Annotated in this window: 12 protein-coding genes; 7 read left to right on the top strand and 5 right to left on the bottom strand. The window is 63.5% G+C overall.

The window, feature by feature from the left end:
• Positions 1-271: 271 nt before the first annotated feature.
• Entirely contained in the window at positions 272-1,060 is a 789-nt protein-coding gene (locus tag ACFFGE_RS12545; protein WP_376836761.1) for a type II toxin-antitoxin system HicB family antitoxin, read from the bottom strand.
• A gap of 183 nt (positions 1,061-1,243) precedes the next feature.
• Here ACFFGE_RS12545 and ACFFGE_RS12540 point away from each other — a divergent pair, with 183 nt between their 5' ends.
• Genes ACFFGE_RS12540 through ACFFGE_RS13925 form a run of 4 tightly spaced genes read left to right on the top strand, consistent with a single transcriptional unit; the run spans position 1,244 to position 4,983 of the window.
• A complete protein-coding gene (locus ACFFGE_RS12540; RefSeq protein ID WP_376836760.1) occupies positions 1,244-1,816 on the top strand; it encodes a hypothetical protein in 573 nt (190 codons plus the stop codon).
• Complete coding sequence (locus ACFFGE_RS12535; RefSeq protein ID WP_376836759.1) at positions 1,813-3,192, top strand: 7-cyano-7-deazaguanine synthase; 1,380 nt, start codon at positions 1,813-1,815, stop codon at positions 3,190-3,192. Before ACFFGE_RS12540 ends, ACFFGE_RS12535 begins: the two co-directional genes overlap by 4 nt.
• Complete coding sequence (locus tag ACFFGE_RS12530; RefSeq protein ID WP_376836758.1) at positions 3,189-4,370, top strand: helix-turn-helix domain-containing protein; 1,182 nt, start codon at positions 3,189-3,191, stop codon at positions 4,368-4,370. Before ACFFGE_RS12535 ends, ACFFGE_RS12530 begins: the two co-directional genes overlap by 4 nt.
• A complete protein-coding gene (locus ACFFGE_RS13925; protein WP_512700092.1) occupies positions 4,321-4,983 on the top strand; it encodes a PIN domain-containing protein in 663 nt (220 codons plus the stop codon). The genes ACFFGE_RS12530 and ACFFGE_RS13925 overlap by 50 nt, the downstream gene beginning before the upstream one ends.
• Before the next feature lie 158 nt (positions 4,984-5,141).
• Here the strand turns inward: ACFFGE_RS13925 and ACFFGE_RS12525 are convergent, their stop codons facing one another.
• A complete protein-coding gene (locus ACFFGE_RS12525; RefSeq protein ID WP_376836757.1) occupies positions 5,142-5,456 on the bottom strand; it encodes a helix-turn-helix domain-containing protein in 315 nt (104 codons plus the stop codon).
• A gap of 59 nt (positions 5,457-5,515) precedes the next feature.
• Between ACFFGE_RS12525 and ACFFGE_RS12520 the strand changes: the two genes are divergently transcribed.
• The 3 genes from ACFFGE_RS12520 (at position 5,516) to ACFFGE_RS12510 (ending at position 7,068) form a co-directional block, all read left to right on the top strand.
• Complete coding sequence (locus tag ACFFGE_RS12520) at positions 5,516-6,109, top strand: hypothetical protein (protein ID WP_376836756.1); 594 nt, start codon at positions 5,516-5,518, stop codon at positions 6,107-6,109.
• Positions 6,110-6,266: 157 nt separating this feature from the next.
• The gene (locus ACFFGE_RS12515) at positions 6,267-6,590 is read left to right on the top strand and encodes a helix-turn-helix domain-containing protein (RefSeq protein WP_376836755.1); all 324 of its coding nucleotides are present in this window, start codon (positions 6,267-6,269) and stop codon (positions 6,588-6,590) included.
• Between the two features lies 1 nt (position 6,591).
• Positions 6,592-7,068 carry a hypothetical protein gene (locus tag ACFFGE_RS12510; RefSeq protein ID WP_376836754.1) on the top strand — a complete coding sequence of 159 codons (477 nt, stop codon included), beginning with the start codon at positions 6,592-6,594 and terminating at the stop codon, positions 7,066-7,068.
• Here ACFFGE_RS12510 and ACFFGE_RS12505 read toward each other — a convergent pair.
• The 3 genes from ACFFGE_RS12505 to ACFFGE_RS12495 form a co-directional block, all read right to left on the bottom strand.
• Positions 7,065-8,381 (bottom strand): DUF3644 domain-containing protein, encoded by a 1,317-nt coding sequence (locus ACFFGE_RS12505; RefSeq protein ID WP_376836753.1) that lies wholly within the window; start codon positions 8,379-8,381, stop codon positions 7,065-7,067. The two genes, ACFFGE_RS12510 and ACFFGE_RS12505, sit on opposite strands and share 4 nt — an antisense overlap.
• Positions 8,378-12,490, bottom strand: coding sequence for an Eco57I restriction-modification methylase domain-containing protein (locus ACFFGE_RS12500; RefSeq protein WP_376836752.1), 4,113 nt, complete (start codon positions 12,488-12,490; stop codon positions 8,378-8,380). Before ACFFGE_RS12500 ends, ACFFGE_RS12505 begins: the two co-directional genes overlap by 4 nt.
• Before the next feature lie 112 nt (positions 12,491-12,602).
• Positions 12,603-13,943, bottom strand: a complete 1,341-nt coding sequence (locus ACFFGE_RS12495) for a tyrosine-type recombinase/integrase (protein WP_376836751.1) — start codon at positions 13,941-13,943, stop codon at positions 12,603-12,605.
• Between the last annotated feature and the right edge of the window lie 307 nt (positions 13,944-14,250).

Raw genomic sequence — 14,250 nt, 5'->3', positions numbered from 1 at the left:
GACGCGATGATCTGAAACAAAAGGCCCTCCGGAGCGATCCGGAGGGCCTTTTCTTGTCCGCCAACCCCTTCCTCTTCCTTCTCGAACAATAGGAAATCTAGGTCGGGAGGGGGTGCAAAAACCTCGCTTGGACAAGCCCTTGCGCGAACCCTGCATAGACACCGCCACCTGTGCCACCGCGGGTGCCACTGAAACGGGTGTCGCCGCGCGGGCAACGAGAAAGGCCAAGGAGAACTTAGCATTTTCCCGCCCCGATGGCTAGGATTGGTCGTCAGCGCGAGGGCTTCGTCACAAGGCGCTGGGGGTGCGCCATGACACGAGCAAGTCGAGCAAAATAGTCGACGCGATATCGCGGCCCGTCGGTGTATAGATAGAGTTTCCCGTTCTCTGCAGATTGACGATCCACCCAGATTCCGCGCCAAGTAGCGGGGTCGGAAGCAAACGCAACAGCTTGGTTGATGTAGTTGTGATAGTCGACGTGATCACGGGATGTGATACCTAGAGGTTTATAGTTCCGGTTTAGCGGCAGCCATACGTGCTTATTCCGGCTATGCTCCAGCTTATGGTAGCAGTAGGGCAGCCAATATCGAAACCAGTGATCCGAGGTTGTGAGATTCCGCCCTTGCCCCTCTGTCAATCCAGCACTGGCACGCACTGCTCCCTCCGACGCCATGTAGTGGCGGGCGGCCAAACGGAAGAAAGTTGAGCGATTATCGACCCCGCTCCGGGACCCGAAGTGCTCGATCTCATTCAGTAGCGACTTCGGCAGGTAAACGTTGACCCGTTCGGCCCCGTGTGGGTCGGCTGTGCCGATGGCAACCCAGATGACGTCCGGCAGACGGGCCGCTCCCAGGGTATTGCTGAGGTCGCGCGGGACCGGAATCGCCTCGCCGTTCTCCGCGAGTGCCTGGAGATGCTCGTAGAGAGCCTGGCCGGCGTTCGTGATGGCGCTCTCGATGTCTTCGCCTTCAGCTGCACATCCAGGAAGGTCTGGGAAGGTCGCGTGATAGCTGCCGCCGTTCATCGGTCTCAGCATCGCCGGATAAACAAGGTGCTCCATTTCGGCTCCATAGGTGTGGGTTACGACACACGTTAATAGCATCTCGGCCGTGTGTTTTAAACCCCACTAGTTTGGCGCAACCGTTGGGCTGCCGAGCAGCGCGTGAGGATGTCAGATACCGCTGAGATTGTGATTGACAATGTCAGCTTCGTCTCCCAGTATGGCTGACATGCGGAGGCGCTCATGAGCGACGGTCCCCACAGGAGTTTGCCCTTGAGAAGGGCTTGGAAGCAGGTGTGCGAGATCGCCGATTGCGGCGCGCACGGGTTCGACGAGGTTGCGGAGCGGATCGCGCCGGCCCTCGCAGCGGACGCACGGGGTGAGATTACGGAGGCGCTTATCCGCCGCCTCCGAGGAATCCTGTCGCCGGAACAGGCAGTTCTGATCGACGACTCGCGGGAGCGGGTTGCTGCTTTGCGGTCGACGGCAGTGTCTGCCATGGAGGCCGACTTGGTCGATGCGGTCAGTGATGCGCTTCGAGATGGTAGGACGGGTCTCGGCGCGCTTGTCGCGGGGGCCCAAGCGACTCTAGAGGACCGGGGCCACGCAGCGATCCACGCGGTTGTGGAACACTACCTTCGCCGAGTGCCCGACGCCCGCGCCGCGCAAGTCGGCAAAAGGCTGTTGGACGCGCTCGCACACGCGCGAGAGGGCGTGTCTGCCCTGGCGGCCGGTCTTGCGTCTGGAACTTTGAGAACCGCGATCCCTGCCGTCCCTGATCGGTCTGGGCTCGATGATGGGCCGGCGCTCCCATGACCGGAGTTTCCGCTTATCGGGCATCCGATGTCCCGCTGACCGTCGATGTGATCGAAGCCGGCACCGCCCCCCGACCTGGTGCCAAGGCCGCGTTGTTGGGGCAGCACCTTCATCTCGACACTCGGGACCTAGAGGCGTTCTTTTTTGCGCGCTGGGATGAGCGACTTTACGATCTCCTCGTGGTCGCGGCGGCCGTAGAGTTTTGCGACAGAGTCAAACGACGACCTGCCCAGGGATGGGCAAGGACCTTCGACGTCCGCATCGCCGTGCACGACGTTGCTCTGTGGCGGAAGAAGGAGGTTCTGACGTCCCTTGAAGACGCCCTGTGCTTTCTAACTGGCGACGTTTGGCGGTTCCATTTCGCAGCTCGAAAGCGCCCCGAGCCGGAGCCCCGGCAGGTGACGCTGCCCTTGCCAGCGGCTGGAGCGCTGATCATGCCTTACAGCGAAGGCCTCGATTCGTTGGCGGTCCACGCTCTTACGCTCGAAGCCAAGCAGGGCGAACTGGTGCGGGTTCGGCTGGGCTCCGGCGGTGTGGACAGCAAGGCGGTCAACAAGGATCGCCAACCGTTCGCGCGCGTCCCCTATCGGGTGTCGCCACCGGCAAGCCCAGAGTCGTCGGCCAGGTCCCGGGGGTTCAAGTTTGCGGTGGTGACCGCGATAGCGGCAGCGATGTCCAACATTTCCCGCATCGTTGTTACCGAAAGCGGTCAAGGCGCGCTTGGACCCGTGCTGGTGCGAACGGCCCATGCCTATCCCGACTACCGGGTCCACCCCGCCTTCAGCCGAAAAATGGAAAGCCTGTTCAGCGCCCTGACTGACCACACTATCCATTATGAATATCCGCGCATATGGCACACCAAGGGCGAGACCTTGGCCGCCGCCATGAAACTGGCAAGACCACCCGACTTCAAGCGAACTCGCTCTTGCTGGCAAAGCGCCCAACACGTCTCGGTTGACGGGGTTCGCCGTCAATGTGGCGTTTGTGCCGCCTGCATGCTGCGTCGGCTAAGCATGTTCACGGCGGGGATCGAGGAGCCGCGCGACACCTACGTGTGGGAAAATCTCGCTGTGGCAGATTTCGGCTCTGGCGCTGCTACTTCCTTCCAGCGACACACGGCGGCTCTGAGGGAGCACGGGATCGCTGGCGTCTTGCATATGGACAATCTTGCGGCCCTCGCTTCGCCTTCGTCCCAACCCCGGCTCGTGCGGCGCGTAGCGCGCCTGACGGCGGACGCTTTGGGCGAGGACGAAGATGCTGTTCTGGATCATGTGCGGGCCCTGCTGGGCCGGCATGCAGAAGAATGGCGCCGGTATGTCACCGCCCAAGGCGAGCACTCTTTCCTTGGTCGGTATGCCGCCAGCGTGGCTGCATGACTGACGCTCCTTTCGCAATCGATCCAGTGATGCTGGGTGAACGTCTCAGGCTCGCCCGAGACGCCGCCAAGGTCACCCAGGCACAGGCCGCCGTTGCGATCGGTGCCGCGCGCACGACCCTGGTGGCCATTGAGCAGGGTGGCCGCCGGCCTCGCGTAGACGAATTACAGACCTTGGCGGCTCTATACGGCACGACCTTGAATGCCCTGTTGCGCCGTGAGTCCGCCCGCGTTGACCTTCGTCCTAGATTCAGGCGGGGACAGAATACCGACGGTTTGGTGGAGCCCGCAGCGGCCCTGTTGACCGACCTAGTGAAGTCGGAGATCGAGTTGGAGGATCTCCTGGGCATCGTGCGTGTCCGCAATGAGCCTCCTGAGCGACCGCTCTTGCCGGGCAACGTGCTCGCCCAGGCAGAGGAAGACGCCTTTGAACTTCGTCAGTGGTTAGGAATCGGCGACGCACCGATCCATGACGTGGTCTCAATCCTTGAGTTGCAATTAGGCGCTCGGGTTTTCGTCCGCCGCCTCGAGTCCAAGATAGCCGGTCTTTACGCATACGATGGTGCTACCGGTCCCTGCATACTGCTGAACGCAGCCCATCCAAGAGAACGGCGCGCTCAGACGGCGGCCCATGAACTGGGCCACTATATTTCGACGCGCAGAGCACCGGACAGTCTCTACGAGGGGCCGCCGGAGCAGACCCGTGAAGAGCGCTACGCCAACGCCTTCGCGCGAGCGTTTCTGACGCCCGCGCGGACACTCAAAGTAATGTTCCGTGACGTTACGGCGGGTGCGGCCAAGCTGACGCGGCGCCACGTGATTGTCTTGGCGCACGCGTTCGGCGTCTCGCGAGAAGCGCTAGTCCGACGTCTTGAGGACATACAGCTTGTTCCCAGCGGGACTTGGGACTGGTTCGACCGCACTGGCGGCATCACCAATGAACAGGCTTACCAAGTCCTAGGACACGGGCCCGAATTTGACCCTCGCGGCCGCGACGCCGAACGTCCCGTTTCCCTGCGGCTGCATCTGCTAGCGGCGGAGGCCTGGAAGCGGGGCCTGCTTTCGGAGGGCCAAGTTGCAAGCCTATTGAAGATCGACAGAGTCCATGCGCGGGAACTGATTGACGCCTATGATGCAGACGAGGAGGTGGGCGATGGCCTCCCCCGTCTACAGCACTGAGCCATCTGGGCAGATTGCGGATGCGAGCGTCTGGATCAACCTCGTCGCGACGGGGCGATTGACTGATATTATAGGTGCCCTGAACGCGCCGATTGCAATCGCTGAAGTGGCTCTACGAGAACTCGAACGCGGGCGCACGAACGGTCACGATGCGTTCGGCCAGCTGTCCCCCCTAGTGCGGTCCGGGCAAGTTCACGTTCTGCCAATCTCCTTAGAAGACGAAGACGTTTATCTAGGTCTGGTAGCTGGAGGCACGGCAGACACGCTCGATGACGGTGAAGCGGCGACGCTCGCCTTGGCCGCGCGCCTATCCTCGATCGCCTTCATTGACGAGCGTAAGGCGACAACCCTCGGGAAGCGGAAGTTCCCGTCTCTCGAAATTCGCTCAACGACCGACTTGCTCTTCGATACGCTTCCTTATGAAGGCGGAAACTCCGGCCCTCTGGCCGAGGCATTGTTCGCTGCCCTTCAGGGGGCTCGGATGAGGGTCCCCCATCACTGGCAAGCGCGCGTCATAGAAGTGCTCGGACCCGATAGGGCCTTCCTATGCACCAGTTTACCGGCCCACCTTCGAACGGCCACCTCGTCGGCCACGACGGTTAGGGTCGGCTGACAGTCTTCTAGCCCTGTGGGGCTTGGCGGAGAGCTGGTTCAGCCGGGGCCGAGCCCCACTCGCTGTTGGATGGCCGTGACCTCACGATCACGCAAGCAAGTTGCTGTTGGAGCCGCTGCTGGCCGTAGCGGACGGTCGTGACGTGAACTGGAGGCGACTCACGCCGTTCCCTTGTCTCGACGTCGGCGCAACGGCTCCTGATCTGGCGACTGCAGCCTCACGCCGGCCCCCTGCTGATCCGCCGGGATGAAGATCACGCCGGCCGCCTCAAGAGTGGTGACGAGCAGCTTGGTGGTCGCGCCGCTAACCTCTGCCGGACCGTTCGTCTTCTCGGCCTTGCGGATCGTATTGATAGCCAAGCCTGTGCGTTCGGACAGGTCCGAAACCGACATGTTTAACAGGCCGCGCGCGGCGCGCAGTTGCGCTCCAGTCACAGTAGCGACGGCGTTGGCCTGCTCAATGTCGCGATTCATGATTGACAAATAGCACCAGATTTGCAAATTAGCACCATAACCCGAGGAGGGAGGTGCTAATGAAGGACGTTAACCCGGACCGCTCTGTTTGTCCGATCCACGGCAGGCCAACCAAACGCGAGTCCTGCGGGCGATGCAACGCGGCCTACATGCGCAGCTACCAGAGACGCAGCCGGAGAACCCATCCGCACCGCACGATCCTGGAGCGGGCGCGGGAGCGGGCCCGGCGGCAGGGGGTCCCTTACTCCCTTCGCCGGCAAGATATCGCCATTCCGGACCGATGCCCTGTGCTCGGGATTCCCCTTCAAGTGGGCCAGAGCCGCTCACGGGCCTCGCCCTCGCTGGATCGCATCGATCCCGACCAAGGCTACGTCGTCGGAAATGTCCGCGTTATCAGCGACCACGCCAACAAACTGAAGGGCAACCGGAAGCTTGCTGACATTCAGTCGCTGAGCCTGAAAGGGCCGGCCTTCCGCAGAGCCGAGTATCGAGCGGTCGCCGCCTACATGGAGCGCGAAGCGCTGCTGGCGGAGGTCCGGGAGAAAGCGGCAAGGGACCCGAACCCCGGCAATCCGTGGCAGGTGATCTCGGATTTTCTGGAACAGCGGTTCCGGCGATTTTCCGAAGGGGCGGACACCCTGCCGCACAAGTAATCGTTAAGCAGGCACCAACCTTACTACTGTGTTAACAACGCAAACGACAGAACTGAGCGAAAAAATAACTTGACTAACTGACGCGGTTAAGATTTGATGAAACGGTATCAACTCGCACTGACCCACAGGAGATGTGCAACGAACCAAGGAGGAAGCCATGCAAGCCCAAGAACGTGACGTGCCCCATCTGTCGCCGCTGGATGACCGGTGGCTCCCGCCGGCGGAAGCGGCGAAATACCTCGGGGTAGAGGTGGGCACGCTCTCCAAGTGGCGGCTGCGTGGCAAAGGGCCGGCCTACTCCGTCGGACTGGGCCGGGACCCCCGCTATCAGTTGTCGGAACTGCTGACCTACATGGCGTCGAAAATGGCTGCGAACACGCGCGAGGCCAGGACGATCCGCAAGGAGCACAAGGCCTTCGAAGGGATGCCCTACACCATGCGGCGTCAGACGCGCCCGACACGTCAGGCCCGGAGGGCCTGACGTGAGCCTCCCCAACACCGCCCCCACCATCTCGTTCCATACCCACTGCCTACAAGACGACGCCACCTTGGTTCCGAACGGCCCCGGGGCGTTCGCTGCGATCCTGCGCAGCGAGTTCCGGATTCACGAGCGCGGCGATGTGGGAGTGTTCAGCCTACCAGCCGGCACGCCGTTGTTAGGTTCGGCCCATGTCGACAGTATAAGTCGCGCCGTCCACAGCCATCTCCACGGCGACGTCACCGAATCCGACCTGCGCTTGGGGGTGTCCCTTTTCATCGGGCGCGAGCCGGAGGAGGCTATCAGTCGTCCGTTCGAGGCCCTGATCCGGGCAGAAATCGACGGCTGGCTGGGTGCGAATACCGCGTTCGTATTCTGGCTAGGTGCGGCCGGCGTTGCCGAGGCCGAGACGGAGGGCTTCTTCGCGGGCGCGGCGCGGTCGTGGATGTCGCAGACCGGCCAGCGCTTCAACGTCCACTAGGCCGCCGGCGCGCGATAGCGCTCGGGGTGCTCGTTGCATTCCTCCAACACTCGGTTGATCCAGGGCTCATACCAACACCACTGCTTGCCGACGGCGATGGCGCCGTAGCCCTTCGCAGGGTCCTTGGCGGCCAGCCGCTTCCAGAGCCTGGTGTGGCTATCCATGGTGAACCGGTTCCAGCCCTCGGCCCGAACTTTGGCGACAACCTCGGCCGGGAGATACTTGCGCTTCTCGACTTCCTTCAGCGCCATGTTGATCTTGTCTGCGACCTCTGATCCGGCGGGCACCAACTCGACTGCCAGATCGGCACCGGGGGCTCGGTTCGCGGTCTTGTGGATCATGAAGACGCGGTAGGCGAAACGGGGGTCTTCCTGCTGCTCGGGCGTCAGCTTCTGCTCGAACCCCTCCATCATCGTTTCGACGTGTCGGGGTAGCCCGCCCGCCTTCTTGAGCAAGGCGCGCTGATCGGGACTGAACGTCACGAACTGGAGGGCGATCGGCAGCCGGCGCTCCAAGGCGTATTGCGCCCCGAACTGCGCCTTGATCAAGTCGTTGAAGTTGATGCAGCAGGCCTGAAGCTTGGCGCTGACAGCGTCATCAATCCGGTTGGTCGATCGGTGCTCGATCTCATGCCGGAGGTCGAGCAGGAATAGCAGGTTGTCGGCGGCACCCCGCTCGACCGGGCTGCGGGCGTGCTTCAGACACTGCGCCAACTCCCAGTATTTGTCGGCGCCGTTCGGCGTCTTGATGACGACCTTCTCACCCTTCTCCGTTTTGGTGTGGCGGTAGTCGATGCCCTCCCGCTTGAACCAGGCGTGCAGGAGGTAGGTCCATGCGATTATGGCCGTGACGATAAATAGTTCGGCCCGAAACGTCAGACCGGCGCTGTTGAAGGTATGCACAGCCGAGATCATGGCCTCGCGCGCCTTGATCAGCAGCTCGTCGCCTTGCAGGCTTAGCCCGGTTTCTCCGTCCACATCGGGCCACGCAGCCAGGAAGGATTCCAGTTCGTCGGCGGTGGATGGCTTCACGCCCGCATGTTTGGATTTCTTGCGGATTTCGGCGATCGCCCGGTGGTTCACCGAACGCGTGGGCCGTGTGAAATAGGCGAGGATGTCCTGATCGTTCGGCCAGCGGCCGTCGGCCATCATGGCCTTGATCAACGCGATCTCCCACCGCTCCAGCTTGTTGCCGCGCCGACGGACGAGGGTCTTGGCCGGCGCCGGTTCAGGTGCGGGCACCGCCGGCGGCGCGGCTGCCGGGGCCGGCACGGGCACGGCGGGCGGAACCCGGCCTACGAAGGGCGCCTTCATCCTGCGATCACCGCGTCTGGCTCGCCGGCCTTCAACGCGTTGATCCAAGCCAGCGCCAAGTCGCGGCTGCGGTAGCCACCCCATCTGGCGATCTCCTCACGCTCGACGATGGGGAAGGTCGAGTAGATGTAGCGGATGTCGTCGCGGCTCTGGGCCGGGTTGGCGGGATCGAAGACGCCGTAGAGGATGAAGTAGAGCGCATCCAGTTTGGCCCGCAGCATCAGCCGGCGATCCTCGTCCCAGACGAAGGGCGGCAACGCCTCGCCGTCCGTGTCGACATGGCCCAGATCGCGAGCGAAAGGGGCAAGGTCGTGGGCGGTGTAGCTGAGCTCCAGGACGGCTTCATGGACGATGTCGCGGGCGGTCTTGGAGCCGAAGACGCGGTCGTAGGCAGCGGGCGGGACGACAGGCAGTTGTTCGACGATGAACCAGTTCAGGTTCGCACCTTGAACCTTGGATCGCGCGACGAAATCGAAGACTAGGGCGTTGAGGTTCGCGACCAAAAGAGCGCTATCTCTGGTCGAGAGCAGACCATCACGCGAGAGGATCAACGGAGCCTTGTTTCCGAAGCCAGCCCTCGGAGCGAGGGTGGCGATCATCGTGCGTGCATCGGTCGGCCTAGCGATGTCGCGGAAGGCGACCACGGAAGTCTGCGCGGTAATCTCGCGCACCGATTGCTCCGGAACCCAATACTGCGGCTCCGGCACGAACGCGGGATCAGCTTTTTGTTCGGCCGTGACCTCGCCGCTGATGGCAGCGTTGTGGAGATTGGCGGCGTTGACAGTCACCGACGCCGCCCGGTGGTCGAATTGATGGATCATCCGCCCGGCGTAAAGCGGCAGCCATTCACCTGACGCCGACCGGAACCGGTTGCCGCCGACGGCCCAGGCAGCCTCCCGCTCCTCCAGTTCGACGCGGGTGCGGAACTGATGGCTATCGTTGGTCATGTGGAACATGGTGGCGTATCGGATCGGCCAGGTGGCCACGGCCTCGCCGCTCGACCGGTTCACTAGCACCGGCAGCCGCTGATAGATCGCTGTGATCAGCGCCATGTCGCGCCGCGAGCGGAAGACGGGCGCGGTCCCCGTATTGGGATTCACCCTGGCGAAGTCTGCGGCGGTGATCGGAAAGACGCGGTTCGAGTCGCGGGTCTCGTCGGCGGCCTGGAGAAAGAAGCCGCATCGCGCTGCCGCGAAGGTTCGACCGGGGCTGGCGACCATGGCACAGAATTTCAGCCGGCTGTCGACATCGGGGAAGAAGGCATCCAAGCCGTAGCTTGGCCGTCGGTTTTCGAAGTCGTAAAGCGCCTTGAGGTGCCCGTCTGTCGCGATACCACGGAAGAATGCGCTGGCCGACAGGTCAGAAGCGATGCCGCTGGGCGTCAACAGTCCCACCATGCCAGAGGGCTTCACCAAGGCGTGTGCCCGTTCGACGAAGAGGCTGTAGAGGTTGATGTCGCCCCGGCTGAGCAGGGGAAAATGACCCGAAGCCCGCGCCATGCGCGCGGTGTCCAGCGCCCGCTCCTCGGCCTTCTCGAAGTCGGCATGAAGCGGGTCGTCGGCCTTTTTTAGCGCGGCGATCATCTTCGTCCGATCCGATGCCCGCTGCGCCAGCGCAATCTCCGGCCGGCGGGCGGCGAACCACTCGACCTGTTGCAGCTTGATGCGATCCCAAGGTGGATTGCCGACCACGGCGTCGAAGCCACCGCTGCGGTCCTTGCCGGCCCACCCGTCCCAGACGCCGGGAAAGCTGATCTGCCAGTTCAGGAACCGTTCCTCGGCGATCAGGTCGCGGGCGCGGCGCCAGATGTCGGTGAAGGCCTCGACTTCTTGCGCCTTGGCCATTCCGCCCTGCGGCACCTTTCGGCCGCGCGCGATCGGGATGGGATCGCCGAAGCGACCGTCGAGCCACAGTCGGATCAACCCCTTCTCAGACCGGTTCAGGTTTAGCCAGTCGAGGGCGTGGATGAAGCTGACAAACCCGTCCAGTTCGCCGGTCATCAGTTCGACGTCGGCATACATGGCGGCGGAGCGGTGGGCCTCGGCGATCTCGACGTCGGTCAGCGCCTCGATGGTCTTCATCGCCTCGGCGGACCGCTGGGCGTTGCGCAGGGCTTCGTTGTAGAAAAGTTCGCCCCCGAGCGCGCCGGCCTTGTCGATGGCGTCGCGCACCCACAGGCCGAAGAGGCTGTCGCCCGCGTGCAGGTGGTGGTCGATGAACGACAGCGGCGCGCCGACGGTGAAGGTGTGCAGCCACAGCGCCACCTTGGCCAGTTCGACCGCCATCGGGTTCTTGTCGACGCCGAAGACGCAGCGCTTCAGCACCATGCGGCGGACGATGTGCCGGTCGTCCAGTTGCTCCTCGTCGATCGTCCAGTTCGCGGCCCTGGCGTTTTTCAAGATCGTTGCGCGGATGTCCTCGATCTTGTCGGCCAACGGCGAGACGTAGCCGACTTCCCCGCCCAAGGCGGCAGCCTCGGCCATGGCGTCGAGGACGTGGTCGGCCAAGGTGTCGACCAAGCTGACCAGGAAGTGCCCTGAACCCATGGCCGGGTCGCAGACCCGCAGTGACAGGATGGCCTCGGCCGGATCGACCTCACGCAAGGTTCGGCGCTGGAGGTCTTCGCCATCTTTTGGGTTCAGCGCGGCGAGGGCCGATCGGAAGGCCTCGCGACGCTCGGCGATCAACGGCTCCAGCGTCTCGTCGAGGATCAGGCCAACCAGTTCGTCGGGGGTGTAGTAACTGCCTGAGTTCTTGCGGGCGAACAGGTTGGGCCGGACCGTCAGATAGCCCGTGTCGCCAACCTCGCCCGGCTCGCGAACGATCTCGAACTCCAGCAGCCGCTCGTAGATGGAGCCCAACTGCTGAACCGACAGGTCACGGTAGTTGATGTAGCGCCGCTCGCCCGTCGAGCGCTCATAGGACAGGGCGTCAAGCGCCGGGGCCATGACGCTGTCAGGGATGCGCGCGGCGGCCAGCAATGGCGTGCCGGTGCCGGCGAACAGACCGCCGTTATAGGGCGGGATGCCGACCGAGGCGTCGCCCTTGTCGATGATCCGCGAAAGGTCGGAGACGTGCGACCACACCCTTGCCGCCGAAGTGGAGAAGGTGTCGCCGTTGCTTACCCGCTCGCCGATGTCGAGCCGGAGCGGGCGCAGGGCGTAGTCGTCGTAACGGCCGTCATTGACCGGGAGGAGGTCGCGGTCTTCGGCGTAGAGCAGAAACAGCAGCCGGTAGAGGAGGACCAGGGCGGCGTCGCGGACCTCGTTCAAAGGGGCTTGGGGCGCCGAGTCGGCGAGGGCTCTGGCGAGGTCGGGGAAGACCTGATCGAACACCAGGCGCGACAGACTGGCGGCGACCCGCTCCTCGTAGAATGCGGCCTCGGCTCGGGCGCGGTCGTGGAAGGAGCGATGATCGACGCCGTCCCGCAGGAAAGCCTCGCGACCGAACATGACGGCGAAAACCCGCAGCCAGTGATCCCGGGCCTCGTCGTCGGCGAACAGGTCGTCATGGCCGTCCAGCGCCAGGATACGGCCGAGGTCGATCTCCAGAAACTCCTCCGAGATCGACCGCGCCCCTGCCCAATAGAGGCGCCAGCGCACGCCATTGGTCAGAATGCCCCAGCGCAGCTTGCCGCCGGTGGTGTCGTCAATTCGGCGCAGGTAGCGCAGCATCTGCGTCGATGGCGCGGTGGTCTCATCGCGGCCAGACGCCCGGTCCAGCGGGCGGGCCCAGCGCTTGCTCTCGACCACCGCGAGACCATGGCCGTAGCGGCGCCACTGGTCGTCCTGCGCGTTGGCGGCGGCCTTCGCGTCGGCATCGGCGAACAGCAGGCCGTCGGGCACGTCGTCGCGGCCGGTGACGGTCAGATTCTGCTGGCGTAGCCATTCCGTCCAGCCCAACGCCGCCAGCACTGGCCAGATGAAGTCATCCTCGGTCTGGGTCTCGTTTGTGCGGGCGTTCTGAGGGAAGGAAGCAGCGATCTGGTCTAGGCGCGCGCGAAGTTCAACCACATCGACCCGACGATAGGCGGTGGTCGCCTTGATCGCCTCGGCGAGGTAGTCGCTGCTGAACAGTGCGCCAGCGCTGAAGAATCCAGAATCAGGCAAGAGCCCCCCTTGTCGGACTTCAGCTTTAGTCAGGCCGAAGGGCTAGGCAAATCTCGAAAAGATTTGGTCCCCATCGCCTTGCGGCGCAGACCGCCGACAGGGACCAGTTGTGCTAAGCCGCGGTGTCCAGTTCATCCTGCAGTGGACTGAACGCATGGGGCCCCACCATGCGCGCGATCTCGTCGCTCCAGGCGTTCTGGGCCGCGCGCACCTTCGCCCGCATTTCGCGGACGTTGTAGCGGACACCGGGCCGGTTTTCGTCGTAGTGGTTGATTACGTGCTCAGCCACTCGCTCCGGAAAGCCGAGGTCTTCTTCGATGACCGTCCGCCCGAACCGTCGCCCATCATAGAGTTGCAGTTCCCGGGACGGGATTTCACCGTCCTCGAACATCTGATTCCGCATGGCCATGAAGGCCCCGGTCAGCGAACCGCGCCAGATGTGCTCGCCCTTGCCATACGACGGGAAGAGGTAGAGCCCGCTGCTCCGGTCCAACTGAGTCTGGATCAGCCGCTGCGCCAGGGGGGACAAGGGAATGAAATAGGGCTTCTTGCGCTTCTTCGTCATCTCCTTCGGAACGATCCAGGTCGCGGCGTCCATGTCGAAATGGTTGCGGTGCGCGCGCACCACGTCGATCGGTCGCTGTAGCGTCACGAGGTAGATCATGGTCGCCAGGGCCACGCTGATCCGCTCATCCTTTCCCGTGGCTTGGGCCACGTTCCAGTGCCAGACCTTCGCAAACGTGTCCGGGTTGAAGTGCTCCTCCCGCGGCTCCGCATCCGTCGGGAAGAGGGCTTCGAACGACGCGGGGTTCCGCTCCAGCCATTCCCGGTCCTTGATGGCCCAGTTGTAGATGCGGCGCAGGATCGACTGAATCTGATTTGCAGTCGAATAGCCCTTGAAGGAAGGGTGAAGCGCGTCCTGCACGATCCGCGCCTGAACGGCGCGCACGAGGTCCTTCACCTCCGGCTTGGTGACCTCGCGGAACGGCCGATCCCCGAGGGTGGGGAACACGAACCGGTCGAGCAGATAGGCGCGGGTCGCTCGGTCGCCTTCGGTCAACAACGGATGCGCTTCGTCGTAGAGTTCGGCGAGCGACCGGAGCGTGTCCGCCTTGCGCTGTTTGGCTTCAGCCTTCGCCTGCCTCTTCGCTTCCGAAGGGTCCGTTCCCTCGACTTGAAGGGCGCGCAGGCGCTCGATGGCGCCACGACGGGCCTCCTCTGGAGAAATCAGGTCGGCGCTGAAGAGGACGATGTCATTCTCCCCTCCATCGAGGCGGGAGTAGCGCAGGTAGTAGCTGGCGTGGCCGCCCGGGGTGATCTGCAGAAACAGTCGGCGCACCTCCGTATCCCAGATGCGTCGGCGCTTGCCCCGCACGTGTTCGGCCACGGCCGTGTCAATCACCTTCCGCGTCAGGCGGACTCGATTGCCGCTCTCTTGGGTTCGAATTTTCATGCTCAACTCCTGTTGGGGTTGAGGCTTCGGCAGCATCTCCCGGGCCAGCCGTGCCACTGGCTGTGCCACTGACAGTGGTCGTAAGTCGTCCCAATCGGTCCTAAATGGGCCAACTCAGCGATGATTCCCCATCGATCAATTTTAGAACCGGCATCATCCAAACCCCTGTCCTTCTTGTGCTTTTTCGAGACAATGGGGCGTGGGGGGCGATTCCGGTTTACCTGCTCCCGCAAGGGGAGAAGGATCGCGCTACGCCTTCCCCCCGCGGCGACGGTGCTAGACTCTCGACCTCAACCGCCGCCGCCCA

It is taken from the genome of Brevundimonas balnearis, from assembly GCF_042434805.1.
Lineage (GTDB): Bacteria > Pseudomonadota > Alphaproteobacteria > Caulobacterales > Caulobacteraceae > Brevundimonas > Brevundimonas balnearis.
Note: the sequence above shows the minus strand (reverse complement) of the source record. Positions and strands in the feature narration are given on the sequence as shown.

Bases quoted from the DNA above. Each gene is read 5' to 3' on its own strand.
- ACFFGE_RS12545 (WP_376836761.1), bottom strand. From the start codon at position 1,060: ATGGAGCACCTTGTTTATCCGGCGATGCTGAGACCGATGAACGGCGGC.
- ACFFGE_RS12540 (WP_376836760.1), top strand. From the start codon at position 1,244: ATGAGCGACGGTCCCCACAGGAGTTTGCCCTTGAGAAGGGCTTGGAAG.
- ACFFGE_RS12535 (WP_376836759.1), top strand. From the start codon at position 1,813: ATGACCGGAGTTTCCGCTTATCGGGCATCCGATGTCCCGCTGACCGTC.
- ACFFGE_RS12530 (WP_376836758.1), top strand. From the start codon at position 3,189: ATGACTGACGCTCCTTTCGCAATCGATCCAGTGATGCTGGGTGAACGT.
- ACFFGE_RS13925 (WP_512700092.1), top strand. From the start codon at position 4,321: ATGATGCAGACGAGGAGGTGGGCGATGGCCTCCCCCGTCTACAGCACT.
- ACFFGE_RS12525 (WP_376836757.1), bottom strand. From the start codon at position 5,456: ATGAATCGCGACATTGAGCAGGCCAACGCCGTCGCTACTGTGACTGGA.
- ACFFGE_RS12520 (WP_376836756.1), top strand. From the start codon at position 5,516: ATGAAGGACGTTAACCCGGACCGCTCTGTTTGTCCGATCCACGGCAGG.
- ACFFGE_RS12515 (WP_376836755.1), top strand. From the start codon at position 6,267: ATGCAAGCCCAAGAACGTGACGTGCCCCATCTGTCGCCGCTGGATGAC.
- ACFFGE_RS12505 (WP_376836753.1), bottom strand. From the start codon at position 8,381: ATGAAGGCGCCCTTCGTAGGCCGGGTTCCGCCCGCCGTGCCCGTGCCG.
- ACFFGE_RS12495 (WP_376836751.1), bottom strand. From the start codon at position 13,943: ATGAAAATTCGAACCCAAGAGAGCGGCAATCGAGTCCGCCTGACGCGG.